The following is a 12,858-nucleotide window of genomic DNA, read 5'->3' on the forward strand; positions in this document are numbered from 1 at the left end:
CACACACCAGCTATCACCTCCGCCCCCCCCCCTTGCTTTTTGCTGGTGGTGGTCTCTATTTACTCCCTGTGCGGGCCAACTCTTATTGCCGCCCCACCCCCCTTCTGCCCGTGCTTTTGATGAAGTGACTAGACGTTGAAGCGGAATGCCTGAAGCCCGATCCTGACCTGCGGCGGAGCCTCGTCCATGGCTCTGACCTGGGATTTCCTCGTTGGCCTGCGTTGGGTCCCGACGGCTGCTTACGGGTGTCCTGCGGACCGGCTGCGGACTGAGCGCCCCGCGGCTGGATCGGGCGGGGGTCAGATTCCGCCATTGCAGGAGCCGAACCTCGCCCTTCCTTGAGGTATGGCGGGAGTACTGCCTCGCTCCACGTCATACGCCTCCGGCCCGGAACCGGATGGCCGGCTCGGATCCGTCGCTGTCCTTCCTGTTGGGAGTCAACAGCGCGAAGCCGATGGAGACGCGGGCGGTGTCCACCGGCTGCCGGAGCGCCTGTTCCGGTTCGATGACGGGATAGAGCAACGCCAGCCCGCGCTCGCCGTCATTCAGTAGCTCCCGCGCCACCCGGCGGTGGCCGGGATCGCTGATCGCGCCGAAGGCGCCCGGGCGCCGACGAGTACGCCGGAACAGTGAGATCTCAGGTGTCCCGGGGAGGGCTACCTTCAGCGAGTTCTCCGAGGCGAGCTGCGGTGCCACGATCAGCCATCCGCCCAGGGGCGCCGGGCCAGTGCCGAGACTCCGCAGATAAGCGAGGTGCGGAGCGAAGACCTTCGGATGGTCCCACTCCAGACCGCCCAGTACGTCGAGCAGCTGTGCGTGCGTAACGATCGCGGTGAGTGCCGAGAACGAGGCGGCCCTCGTCCCGTCATGGGCAGGCGTCGAGAGCTGCTCCAACGGTCCGCCCAGAGCCGACAGCACCGGCCGCCACCGTTCCGCGTTCCGTCTGATTGCGGCGCCACCGACAGGAAGTGCGCTCGGCTCGATCCACCTACCGGGCGAGCGGATCTCCACGAGCCGGGCATTCATCATTTTGCTCGCGCTCGTGGGCTTCAGCTCTGGGAGGTACTGGGCCACCAGCGGCCTGATCTGCGACGGCGTGATCGCCGGGCCGCCGTCCACCGGCTTCGCGTAATCGGCGAGCTGCGCCCGGAAGGCATCTTCGTCGCGGCAGGCGGCCTCGAACGCCTCGTACAGGTCGATGCCCTTGTCGCCTCCCGTGCCACGCCCGATGTACAGCCGCACCAGGTCCCTGTAGCCATGGCGGAACCCGAACCAACGGCCCATCTGCATGAGCGAGTCGGCTTGGTTGGTGCTGCGCCGGTAGTAGGTGACGGTCAGACCTTCGACTGTGAAGCCACGGGAGAGCTTGGCGCCTCCCACAAGGATCTTCCACACCGGACTGCGGTCGAAGTCCACGGTCCCGCTCTCGATGTCCCGGTCACCGTTGACCACGACGACGGGACCCCCTCCCGCTTCGATGCGGCTGCGCGCAACGTGGAGGTACGGCACAAGGTCACCAAAGTCCGCAGGCCTCACGAACCCGTCGTGGTGGTGGGCCGAGACGCGAGCGAAGTCGGACTCGAACAGAGCATGCAGCCGTCCGAGCCCGCGATCCGCCTCCTGCTGATCCGCGCGCCAGAGGCGGGCGATCCTGTGGGCGCTCTCGCGGTGGTCGGCCCTCCGTACGGACTCGTGGACGAGCATCGTGTGGTGGCGGTAGCCGATACCGCTCGGGTCGCGCGCCTCACGGTAGAGCTTGACTGCCGCCGACAGGAGGAAGGCGTCCAGTGCCTGGCGCAGATACACGTCGCCGTCTTCCCCGGTCTCCTCCATGGGCCGGACGTGTGCGAGCTCCCGCGAGTCGGCGGCCGTCCGCTTGTGCACTGGAACGGGGGAGTCGAAGTCGTGGAACTCGCGCGCCCCCATGTATCCGACGGGGCGGGGCAGGGCGATCACGAAGTCCTTGGGAAACAGGTCCTCCTGATCGGTCGGGTTGATCAGGACATTCGCGAACGGGGTGGCGGTGTAGGCAACGTACTGGGCGCGCGGGAGCAGCCCCAGCAGTTCGGAGATGAGGCCGTTGATCGCCGTGCGGTCGGCGACCTCCCGTCCGCTTCCGAAGTGTGCCGTGTTCACCGATCCGTGGTCCGACTCGTCGTCCACGATGAGGACGGGAATCTCTTCGAGCTGTCGCCCCAGCCGCCGCAGGTCGCTAACGACCCGGGTCAGTACCGACCGGTTCTTCTTCACCACCATGAGCCGCGCCGCGCTACGGTGCAGGTTGCTGGGGTGGTGGAACGGCAGGGTGGGGTCGGCCTTCTCGAATTCGAGCGCGGTGATGCCCTGGCGCAGCGCCTGGTAGTCGTCGTTCCGGGTGGTGAGGCGGATGACGTCGAACGCGCCGAGGCGTGACGGGAGTTCGCCGTGCGAGAGGAATCCGCCCTGCTGCCACGCCGGGTCGTCGGCGTAGTCGGAGTACTCCTCAGGAGCGCCGCGCAGAATGTTCTCCTTGCCCACCAGCTCCATGTCGAGACGCCGTTGCGTCTGGGAGCGCAGCAGGTTGAGGGTGCCGCTGAGTACGATCACCAGCCGGTAGCCGCGGTCCACAGCCTTGGCGATCACACCAGTGAAGTTCGCGGTCTTTCCGGACTGGACATACCCCATCACCAGGCCCTTGGTCTGGTAGGCGGCCGCGTCCGTGGGGTCGGCAAGCCGCTCGACCACTCGGTCGGCGGCCTCGTCGATACCGGTCACGGCCTCGGCCGACCAGCCCTTGAGTTCCCTCAGGCACCGTTCGTAGGCAGGCCAGTACCAGCCGTTGGCGAGGTGCGCCGGAGTGGCCCATGGCCGGTTCGGTTCGCCGATGACGACGGGGCCCGTGGCGAAGGAGATCGGGATCAACTCGGTCAGGATCCGGCGGGTACCGGGCTCCAGGGCAAGCGCTTCGTACAACGCGATCCGTCGCTCGGCGCTGCGGGGCGGGCTGTCCGTCCACTGCTGGCCCGTCTCGTGGTCCCACCGATTGATGTTCCGTCGCCAGGAGTCGACCAACGGACCCGCGGCCTCGCCGGCGGCCAGCTGGCCACGCAGCACGTGCTGTGAGGTGTCGGGCCGGGCCAGCAGGTCGGCTGACACGTACCCGAGCGCTCGGGCGAACGGCCGAGGACCGGAACCGAGCATGGTGCCGAAGGCCAGGTCGTGCAGCTCGATCGTTGTCTCACCCAGCGAACCGGCATCCGGACCGCCCAGCGGGACGAGGACATCCAACACATCGCGGCGGCGCTGTTCGAGTTCCAGCAGGTCATAGGTCGCGACCCGGCGATCCCGTGTACCAGGCAGCGAATTCGTACGCGCCATGGTGGGTGTGGAGTCCGTACCCACCAAGAAGGTGCGCCAGGAGGCGAGAACGGCGGGGCGCACGCGGACCGGCATGTCGTGGGCACCGGATGCGCGATGTGCCGCGTAGCGGTCCAGCTCGGTCAGGAAGGCGTCGCCACAGTCCTCCAGCGACCCCGTGGAGATGTGCAGTTGCGTGCGCAGCCGACGGAGCTCCGCGTGGGCCACGGCCAGGTTGGCCTCTGCTTCCGCCCTTCTGCGGTCTGCATCCTTGGCCTGTTCGACCGTGCGGCGGACCTGCGCACTCAGCGTCCTCATCTGGCGCTGTGGGTCCTTGCGCCCCTGCGCGGCGGCGGCATGGAGGCGCCGCAGGTGTTCGGCCTCGTCCGCGGAGAGCTTGTGTCCGGCAAATTTGATGATTGCTTCGACGAACTGCGCAGGCGGAAAGCTCTTGCAGCCGAGGTACCTGCTGACCGTCGTGAAGTCCCACGGCAGCTCGTGGTCTGCGGCCCTGAACGAGAGGCCCCGCGTGGCGAACGCCGCGCGCATGGCCTCTACGAGGTCGCGTTCGGCGGCGGACAGATCGGCGCGGGGCTCGTCGAATGTGCCGGCCGCCCGGTTGTCTGACAGCACCACACATTCCTACCTGCCGCCTCTGACAACTGGGGCTGTTGCGCGGAATCCTGCAACACCCCGGCCGTTGCGGCCGGATCGGCAACAGTTGCCCCGTGCGCAACATCCTTCGAGTACCGGAACGTCGTCACCGGAACTGCCCGACCTCACCACCAGGACGACGAAGATGCACAAGCGCAAGGCGATCAAGAAGGACCTGAATACGACCCCGAAGTGGGCGGCCCGCATCCGACGGCTGCGTCGGCTCGCCCGCCGCGCCTGGTCCGCTCTCATCAGGCACATGCTCCGCGGCGCGGCTTCGGCGCTGGGTTCCACACTCATGGCGTGGCTCATCTGGTGGGGGATGAACCGGTGAAGCACGAGACGGTTCCTTTCGTGCCGATCGTCGGCACTGACTGAAGCCGGAACCCGCACGTCGGCGTCGCGTCCTGCGGCCGGGGTGGCCGCACACCGAACGCTTCGCCTGCCACGTGATCGACTACTCGGCCACGAGCACATCGGCGACCTGCTCCTGGCCTTTGAGGTCTGCCACTCCGGCGGAGGCTACTGGTGAATTACGCCTAACCGTTGAAGCGGAACGTTCAGAACAGGGCTCCGACCTGCGCAAACGCGGCTCCCGGGGCCCTCATCCAGCACCGATCCAGCATGGTGCAGGTCTATCCACCGCATCCAGCACGCGCGACTGCGGCGAGTCCCGTCCGTCCGCCCATCCGCCCATCCGCCGCGGCCACGCGTTGTGTACACATGGGACACTCGGTACGCTTGAGCGCATGACGCAGCCGCTGCCCATAGAGTCCATCCGCGACGTGCGCGCCCACCTGGCGGAGGTCGTGGAGCGCGCGGACCGCGACGACGTACCCACGGTGATCACGCGCCGCGGCAAGGAAGTCGCCGCAGTCGTCTCCATCGAGGTGCTGCGCAAGTACCAGGAGTGGGAAGAGCGCGAAATCAATCGGATCATCGACGAGCGCATGGCAAACCCCGCACCCGGCATCCCCATCGAGGACATCATGAGGGAGACGCTGGCGCGCGGTGAGTGAGTACCGAACCGTCTTCCGCCCCGAGGCGCAGGCCGAACTTCGGAAGATCCCTCGCGACATGGCGCTGCGCATCCTGGCCAAACTGACCGAGCTGGAAAGCGATCCGCTCGGCCTGAACACCACCGCACTCGTGTCCCAGCCAGCCCGCCGCCGACTGCGGGTCGGCGACTACCGCGTCGTCTACACGATCGACAACGGGGAACTGGTGATCTGGGTCGTTCACGTGGGCCACCGGTCCACCATTTACGACACCTGATTGCCGCTGACCACACGTCCGAATATCCAGCACCCATCCAGCACGGCGACGACGAAGGGGGCGGACTCGACAGAGCCCGACCCCTTCTGACTTGCACGTTTGGCTCAACGCCTAACGTGCAGCATGCACACGACTAGACGTTGAAGCGGAACTCCACCACGTCGCCGTCCTGCATGACGTAGTCCTTGCCTTCCATGCGGGCCTTGCCCTTGGCGCGGGCTTCGTTGACCGAGCCGCATTCGACCAGGTCGGCGAAGGAGATGACCTCGGCCTTGATGAAGCCGCGCTGGAAGTCGGTGTGGATCACGCCGGCGGCTTCGGGGGCGGTGGCGCCCTTCTTGATGGTCCAGGCGCGGGTTTCCTTCGGGCCGGCCGTCAGGTAGGTCTGCAGGCCCAGGGTGGCGAAGCCGACGCGGCCGAGGGTGGCCATGCCGGGCTCTTCCTGGCCGACGGACTGGAGGAGTTCGAGGGCCTCGTCGTCTTCGAGCTCGATGAGCTCCGCCTCCAGCTTGGCGTTCAGGAAGATCGCCTCGGCCGGGGCGACGAGCGCGCTCTGCTCCGCCTTGAAGGCGTCGTCCGTCAGCTCGTCCTCGTCCACGTTGAAGACGTAGAGGAACGGCTTGACCGTGAGGAGGTGGAGCTCGTGGAGGAGGTCGCCCTGCTCCGTGCCCTTGGTGATGCCGACCGAGAAGAGGGTCGTGCCCTCCTCCAGGATCTTCTGGGCCTTCTCGACGGCCGCGAGGACCGCGACCTTCTCCTTCTGGAGGCGGGACTCCTTCGTCAGGCGCGGGATCGCCTTCTCGATGGACTGGAGGTCCGCGAGGATGAGCTCGGTGTTGATCGTCTCGATGTCGTCCTTCGGCGAGACCTTGCCGTCGACGTGGACGACGTTCTCGTCGGCGAAGGCGCGGATGACCTGGCAGATCGCGTCCGACTCGCGGATGTTCGCGAGGAACTTGTTGCCGAGGCCCTCGCCCTCCGACGCACCGCGCACGATGCCCGCGATGTCGACGAAGTCGACCGTCGCCGGGAGGATCTTCTGCGAGCCGAAGATGCCGGCCAGTACCTGGAGGCGCGCGTCCGGGACGCCGACGACGCCGACGTTCGGCTCGATCGTGGCGAACGGGTAGTTGGCCGCCAGCACGTCGTTCTTGGTCAGGGCGTTGAACAGGGTCGACTTGCCGACATTCGGCAGGCCGACGATTCCGATCGTGAGCGACACGTTGGCGACTTCCCGTAGCTGGAGGGGGCGGCGGCCCGGTAGTGGGCCATCGGACAGTTTACTTTCCGATGAGGGGGCACGGATGTACGCGTGTCCGGGCACGCGATCGGCGGCCCCCCGCCTAGTTTTGGGGGGTGGAGCGATACAAGGCGCGTACGGTACGTCACCCGGCGGAGCGGGCCCCCGCGACCCCCGCAACCCCCGGGCGGGGGGCGGTACGGAGGCTGCCGCGCCCGCGGCTGACCGGGATCGGCGGCGGGCTGTTCGCGTGCGCCGCGATGTTCGTGGTCGGCGGCATCGACTGGCTGCTGTTCGGCGCCTCGCTGTTCGTCTACGGGCTGCTCTTCCTGCCCGTGGCGGCCGCCACCGCCCTGTGGGTGCGCCCCGCCGACCTGATCACCGCGCCGATCACCGCCCCGATCGCCTTCGCCATCGGGGTGTGGCCCGTGTCCGGCGGCTCCGGCGGCTTCGCCGGGGAGATCATGGGGCTGGTGTCCGCGCTGTCCCTGCACGCCGGCTGGCTGTACGCCGGGACGCTCATCGCCGCCCTGATCGTGGTCGTGCGCAAGGCCGTACTGATCGGGCGGCGCAGGAGCGTGCCCCGCCGCGTCGCCTGAGACTCGTTCTAGACGGATGAGGCCTGCCGCGCCGCCATCGCCGCGCCCACGATGCCCGCGTTGTTCTGGAGCTCGGCCGGGACGATCTTCGCGCGGACGCCCTCGATCAGCGGCAGGAACTTCTCCGGCTTGCGGCTCACTCCCCCGCCGATGATGAACAGGTCCGGGGAGAACAGCATCTCCACGTGGGCCAGGTACTTCCCCACCCGGTGCGCCCAGCGCTCCCACGTGAGGTCCCCGTCCTCCTTCGCCTTCACCGAGGCCCGCGTCTCCGCGTCGTGGCCCTTCAGCTCCAGGTGACCCAGCTCGGTGTTGGCCACCAGCCGCCCGTCCGTGAACAGCGCGCTGCCGATCCCGGTGCCCAGCGTGAGCAGGATGACGGTGCCGCCGACCCCGCGCCCCGCCCCGTAGGCCATCTCCGCGATCCCCGCCGCGTCCGCGTCGTTCAGGACCGTGACCGGGCGGCCCTCCAGGCGCGAGGAGAGCATCGCCGCCGTGTCCACGCCGATCCAGGCCTTGTCCAGGTTGGCCGCCGAACGGGTGACCCCGCCCGTGACGACCCCGGGGAAGGTGACCCCAACCGGGCCGTCCCAGCCGAAGTGGCGCACCACCTCGACGACGCAGCCGGCCACCCCGTCGGGAGTGGCCGGCTGTGGTGTCAGTACCTTGTGGCGCTCCTGCGCCAGATCGCCGCGGTCCAGGTCCACGGGAGCGCCCTTGATCCCGGAACCGCCGATGTCCACACCGAAGATCTGCATGCACACACCGTACGAAATGACCCGCCGGAGCGCTCTGCCCGCGATGGGCTCGAACCGGTCTACTTCTCGGAGACGGCCTACTTCTCGGAGACGGCCTACTTCTCGGAGACCAGCTCCGCCGCCTCCGCGCGCAGGTCCCGGCGCAGCTCCTTCGGCAGCGAGAAGACGATCGACTCCTCGGCCGTCTTGACGATCTCCACGTCCGCGTACCCGCGCTCGGCGAGCCACTCCAGCACCTCTTCGACCAGCACCTCCGGCACCGAGGCGCCCGAGGTCAGGCCCACCGTGGTGACGCCCTCCAGCCAGGCCTCGTCGATCTCGCTCGCGAAGTCGACCAGGTACGAGGCCTTCGCGCCCGCGTCGAGGGCGACCTCGACCAGCCGGATCGAGTTCGAGGAGTTCTTGGAGCCGACGACGATGACCAGGTCGCAGTCCTTGCCCATCACCTTGACCGCCTCCTGGCGGTTGGAGGTGGCGTAGCAGATGTCGTCGCTGGGCGGCGAGACGAGCAGCGGGAACTTGGTCTTCAGCGCGTCGACCGTCTCCATCGTCTCGTCGACCGACAGGGTGGTCTGCGACAGCCAGACGACCTTCGACTCGTCGCGGACGGTCACCTTCTCCACGTCGTGCGGGCCGTCCACGATGGTGATGTGGTCCGGGGCCTCGCCGGAGGTGCCGATGACCTCCTCGTGGCCCTCGTGGCCGATGAGGAGGATGTCGAAGTCCTCGTTCGCGTACCGGATGGCTTCCTTGTGCACCTTGGTGACCAGCGGGCAGGTCGCGTCGATCGTCGCGAGCTTGCCGCGCGCCGCCTCCTCGTGCACGACGGGGGCCACGCCGTGTGCGGAGAACATCACGATGGAGCCCTCGGGCACCTCCTCCGTCCGCTCGACGAAGATGGCGCCCTTCCTCTCCAGGGTCTGCACGACGTACTTGTTGTGCACGATCTCGTGCCGGACGTAGACCGGCGCACCGTACTGCTCAAGGGCTTTCTCGACGGCGATCACGGCTCGGTCCACGCCCGCGCAGTAGCCGCGGGGGGCGGCGAGCAGGACGCGGCGGGATGCGGGAGCAGGGGCGGGAGCAGTCATACGCTCCATCGTACGGGGGTCTCCAGGAGGCCGGAGATCCCCCGTTCGGCACAAACTGGGTCGAATGTCAGTACCGGCTATCCCCCGGAGGAACGATGGCGTCCGCGACGGATTCCAGTACGGCGCCCGTCCCACCCGCCGGCACACCGGACACCTCCCTGCGCCGCAGTCTCGGCTTCCGGGACCTGGTCGTCTACGGGCTGCTCTTCATCGCCCCCATGGCCCCGGTCGGCGTCTTCGGGACCCTCGACGCCAAATCGCACGGCGCCGTCGCCCTCGTCTACCTCGCCGCGACGGTCGCGATGGCCTTCACCGCCTTCTCGTACGCCCAGATGGTGCGCGTGGCCCCGCAGGCCGGCTCCGTCTTCACGTACGCCCGCAAGGGCCTCGGCGAGGGCCCCGGCCTGATCGCCGGCTGGATGGCGATGCTCGACTACCTGCTGATCCCGGCGGTCGCGTACCTCTTCTCCGGGATCGCCATGCACGCCCTGGTCCCGGAGGTCTCCCGGTGGGTGTGGACGGCCCTGGCGGTGGTCGTGACCACCCTGCTCAACCTGTGGGGCGTACGGGCGGCGGCGCGCGTGGGCTTCGCCGTGCTGGCCATGGAGATCCTGGTCCTCCTGGTGTTCCTGGTCTCGGCGGTGATCTCCTTGGTCCGGGACGGGGCGCAGCGCGGCTGGCTCTCCCCTCTCACCGGCGACGGCTCGCTGGGCTTCTCGGCGGCCGCCGTGCTCGGCGCGGTCTCCGTCGCGGTCCTGTCGTACCTGGGCTTCGACGCCATCGCCTCCTTCGCCGAGGAGGTGACCGGGGGCAGTGCGAAGGTGGCGCGGGCCGTGCTGTTCTGCCTGGCTCTGACCGGGGTGCTGTTCATCGCCCAGACCTATCTGGCGGCCCTGCTGACGCCGGTCTCCTCGGCGGAGCTGGCGGCCGACCCGGCGCTTCAGGGGCCGGCCTTCTACAACACGGTCGAGGCCTCGGTGGGCGAATGGCTGCACGACCTGGTCGCCGTCAGCAAGGCGATCGGGGCGGCCTTCGCGGCGCTGGCCGGGCAGGCGGCGGCCGGCCGGCTGCTCTTCGCGATGGCCCGCGACCGGCGGCTGCCGCGCTTCCTCTCCCACACCTCCCGCGGCACCCCGCGCCCGGCCCTGCTGGTGGCGGCCACGGTGACGCTGATCGCGGCGGTGTGGGCGGCCCGGCGCGACGACGGGCTGGACCACCTGGTCTCGGTGGTCGACGTGGGCGCTCTGGTGGCGTTCACGCTGCTGCACGCCTCGGTGGTCGGCTGGTTCGTCGTCAAGCGGCGCGAGGGCGCCCCGGACTGGATCAGGCACCTGGTGATGCCGGTGCTCGGCGCCGCCGTGACCATCGCGGTGATCGTCGAGGCCTCGTGGACGGCGCAGGTGGTGGGGGCGGTGTGGCTGGCGGTGGGCCTGGGGGTCCTGGTGGCCCAGCGCGGGCGACGCGCGCGGGATCGGAGCTCCGGGCCCGGCCCCGGTGTCGGTGAGACCGCATAACCTGCGTGCATGGGTCTGAATACGTCGGCTGACGCGCCGCTGCCGGTCGGTCAGGTGTCCCGGCTCATCGGGGGCTGGATCGACAAGCTCGGCCAGGTGTGGGTGGAAGGGCAGATCACGCAGCTCTCGCGGAGGCCGGGAGCGGGGGTGGTCTTCCTGACGCTGCGCGATCCCTCGCACGACATCTCCCTCAGCGTGACCTGCTTCCGCCAGGTCTTCGACGAGGTCGCGGACTCCGTGACGGAGGGCGCGCGCGTCGTCGTGCTCGCCAAGCCCGAGTGGTACGCCCCGCGCGGGCAGCTGTCCCTGCGGGCCACGGAGATACGGCCCGTCGGCATCGGCGAGCTGCTCGCCCGGCTGGAGCGGCTCAAACGCTCGCTCGCCTCGGAGGGGCTCTTCGCGCTGGACCGCAAGAAGCCGCTGCCGTTCCTGCCCCAGCTGATCGGGCTGGTGGTGGGGCGGGCCTCGGCGGCCGAGCGCGACGTCCTGGAGAACGCGCGGCGCAGGTGGCCGGCGGTCCGCTTCGAGGTCCGCAACGTGGCCGTCCAGGGGGTGCACGCGGTACCCCAGGTGATCCAGGCGGTCAGGGAGCTGGACGCCATGCCCGAGGTGGACGTGATCATCGTGGCGCGCGGCGGCGGCAGCGTGGAGGACCTGCTGCCGTTCTCCGACGAGGAGGTCGTACGGACCGTCGCGGCGGCCCGTACGCCCGTGGTCTCGGCGATCGGACACGAGCCGGACTCCCCGCTGCTGGACCTGGTCGCGGACCTGCGGGCGTCCACGCCCACGGACGCGGCGAAGAAGGTGGTCCCGGACGTCGGCGAGGAGCTGGAGCGGGTGCGCCAGCTGCAGGGCCGGGGGCTGCGCGCCGTGCGCGGGCTGCTCGACCGGGAGGAGCGGGGGCTCGCACACGCGCTCGCGCGGCCGGTCTTCGTCCACCCCCAGCGGATGGTGGAGACCCGGGAGGCCGAGCTGGACGCGCTGCTGGCGCGCACGAGGCGGACCCTGGGGCACTTGCTGGACCGGGCGGACTCGGAGCTGTCGCACACGCTGGCCCGGGTGGTGGCGCTGTCTCCGGCGGCCACGCTGGAGCGCGGGTACGCGGTGCTCCAGCGGGCGGACGGGCACGTGGTGCGTTCGCCGGAGGACGTGGCGGCGGGCGACGTGCTGCGGGCGCGGGTGGCGGAGGGGACCTTCTCGGTGGAGGTCACGGCCCCCGGTCCCGCCTGAGGAGAGGGCACGGGGCACAGGGCGCAGGGGCTTAAGGCCTCAGAAAATCGTTGCAACACACATTTAAGGCGGAAACGGGAATGACAGAGTCCGAAACGGCGCTGGGGTACGAGCAGGCCCGGGACGAACTGATCGAGGTCGTCCGCAAGCTGGAGGCCGGCGGGACCTCCCTGGAGGACTCCCTCGCGCTCTGGGAGCGCGGCGAGGAGCTCGCGAAGGTGTGCCGCCACTGGCTGGAGGGCGCCCGCGCCCGGCTGGACTCGGCGCTGGCGGCGCGGGACTCGGCGGGGCCCGACGGGAACGGCGGGGACGGCGGGGACGGCGGGGACCGGGAGTGAGGTCGCTCACCTCCACCCGGATTTAGTTGAACTTTCATCTACCTGCGTCGTAGTCTCGGGACATCGCTTCGCATTTCCGTACAGAAGAAGGCTTTCCGATGTCTCTCGTTCTCGACGCCGCCGCTCAGGACCTCCTCTTCCGTGAGGCGCGCACCGCCAACACGTTCTCCGACGAGCCGGTGACCGAGGAGCAGATCCAGGCCATCTACGACCTGGTGAAGTTCGGCCCGACCGCCTTCAACCAGACCCCGCTGCGCATCACCCTGGTCCGCTCCCCCGAGGCCCGCGAGCGCCTGGTGAAGCACATGGCCGAGGGCAACCAGGCCAAGACCCTCGCCGCCCCGCTGGTCGCGATCCTGTCCGCGGACAACGAGTTCCACGAGGAGCTCCCGCAGCTGCTCCCCCACTTCCCGCAGGCCAAGGACATGTTCTTCGCCGAGCGTCCGGTCCGCGAGCAGTCCGCGCTGGTCAACGCCTCGCTGCAGGCCGCCTACTTCATCCTGGGCATCCGCGCCGCCGGCCTCGCCGCCGGCCCGATGACCGGTCTGGACTTCGCCGGCCTGGGCAAGGAGTTCCTGGACGGCGACCACACCCCGCTGATGGTCGTCAACATCGGCAAGCCGGGCGAGGACGCCTGGTTCCCGCGCTCCCCGCGCCTGGAGTTCGACCAGGTCGTCACGACCGTCTGAGTCCGAGCCCCTGACGAAGAAGGGGGGGAGACACGCGGCGAGCCGGGGGCGGGGGGGGCGGGGCCCGGTCGGGGCCCGGGGCGGGGGGGCCGGGGGCTTGCCCCCGGTTTCGGGAAGGGGCGGGGTGGGGGGAC

General features: G+C 69.4%; 12 protein-coding genes. 8 read left to right on the forward strand and 4 right to left on the reverse strand.

Annotation, left to right across the window (positions count from 1 at the left end):
• Positions 1-372: 372 nt before the first annotated feature.
• Positions 373-3,885: a Z1 domain-containing protein gene (locus ACFXDJ_RS07985; protein ID WP_384848384.1), complete on the reverse strand. Its 3,513-nt coding sequence runs from the start codon at positions 3,883-3,885 to the stop codon at positions 373-375.
• Between the two features lie 250 nt (positions 3,886-4,135).
• Between ACFXDJ_RS07985 and ACFXDJ_RS07990 the strand changes: the two genes are divergently transcribed.
• The 3 genes from ACFXDJ_RS07990 (at position 4,136) to ACFXDJ_RS08000 (ending at position 5,265) form a co-directional block, all read left to right on the forward strand.
• A complete protein-coding gene (locus ACFXDJ_RS07990; protein ID WP_384653647.1) occupies positions 4,136-4,324 on the forward strand; it encodes a hypothetical protein in 189 nt (62 codons plus the stop codon).
• A gap of 415 nt (positions 4,325-4,739) precedes the next feature.
• Entirely contained in the window at positions 4,740-5,009 is a 270-nt protein-coding gene (locus ACFXDJ_RS07995; protein ID WP_019434848.1) for a type II toxin-antitoxin system Phd/YefM family antitoxin, read from the forward strand.
• Positions 5,002-5,265 (forward strand): type II toxin-antitoxin system RelE/ParE family toxin, encoded by a 264-nt coding sequence (locus ACFXDJ_RS08000; RefSeq protein ID WP_384653645.1) that lies wholly within the window; start codon positions 5,002-5,004, stop codon positions 5,263-5,265. The genes ACFXDJ_RS07995 and ACFXDJ_RS08000 overlap by 8 nt, the downstream gene beginning before the upstream one ends.
• A 133-nt stretch (positions 5,266-5,398) precedes the next feature.
• On the opposite strand, the gene ychF is transcribed toward ACFXDJ_RS08000, so the two are convergent.
• Entirely contained in the window at positions 5,399-6,487 is a 1,089-nt protein-coding gene (ychF, locus tag ACFXDJ_RS08005) for a redox-regulated ATPase YchF (RefSeq protein WP_384653643.1), read from the reverse strand.
• Positions 6,488-6,621: 134 nt separating this feature from the next.
• Here ychF and ACFXDJ_RS08010 point away from each other — a divergent pair, with 134 nt between their 5' ends.
• Positions 6,622-7,104 carry a DUF6542 domain-containing protein gene (locus tag ACFXDJ_RS08010; RefSeq protein ID WP_384848387.1) on the forward strand — a complete coding sequence of 161 codons (483 nt, stop codon included), beginning with the start codon at positions 6,622-6,624 and terminating at the stop codon, positions 7,102-7,104.
• An 8-nt stretch (positions 7,105-7,112) separates the two neighbouring features.
• On the opposite strand, the gene ppgK is transcribed toward ACFXDJ_RS08010, so the two are convergent.
• Both ppgK and ACFXDJ_RS08020 read right to left on the reverse strand, forming a co-directional pair.
• Positions 7,113-7,862, reverse strand: coding sequence for a polyphosphate--glucose phosphotransferase (gene ppgK, locus ACFXDJ_RS08015; protein WP_384653639.1), 750 nt, complete (start codon positions 7,860-7,862; stop codon positions 7,113-7,115).
• A gap of 95 nt (positions 7,863-7,957) precedes the next feature.
• Complete coding sequence (locus ACFXDJ_RS08020; protein ID WP_384653637.1) at positions 7,958-8,962, reverse strand: 4-hydroxy-3-methylbut-2-enyl diphosphate reductase; 1,005 nt, start codon at positions 8,960-8,962, stop codon at positions 7,958-7,960.
• A gap of 86 nt (positions 8,963-9,048) precedes the next feature.
• Here ACFXDJ_RS08020 and ACFXDJ_RS08025 point away from each other — a divergent pair, with 86 nt between their 5' ends.
• From ACFXDJ_RS08025 to ACFXDJ_RS08040, 4 genes are all read left to right on the forward strand, one after another.
• Positions 9,049-10,467, forward strand: a complete 1,419-nt coding sequence (locus ACFXDJ_RS08025; RefSeq protein ID WP_384653635.1) for an APC family permease — start codon at positions 9,049-9,051, stop codon at positions 10,465-10,467.
• A gap of 9 nt (positions 10,468-10,476) precedes the next feature.
• Entirely contained in the window at positions 10,477-11,697 is a 1,221-nt protein-coding gene (gene xseA / locus ACFXDJ_RS08030) for an exodeoxyribonuclease VII large subunit (protein ID WP_384653633.1), read from the forward strand.
• Positions 11,698-11,777: 80 nt separating this feature from the next.
• Positions 11,778-12,035 (forward strand): exodeoxyribonuclease VII small subunit, encoded by a 258-nt coding sequence (locus ACFXDJ_RS08035; RefSeq protein ID WP_384653631.1) that lies wholly within the window; start codon positions 11,778-11,780, stop codon positions 12,033-12,035.
• A 98-nt stretch (positions 12,036-12,133) separates the two neighbouring features.
• Complete coding sequence (locus ACFXDJ_RS08040) at positions 12,134-12,724, forward strand: malonic semialdehyde reductase (RefSeq protein ID WP_384653629.1); 591 nt, start codon at positions 12,134-12,136, stop codon at positions 12,722-12,724.
• The last annotated feature ends 134 nt before the right edge of the window (positions 12,725-12,858 follow it).

It is taken from the genome of Streptomyces sp. NPDC059443, assembly GCF_042750105.1.
Classification (GTDB): domain Bacteria; phylum Actinomycetota; class Actinomycetes; order Streptomycetales; family Streptomycetaceae; genus Streptomyces.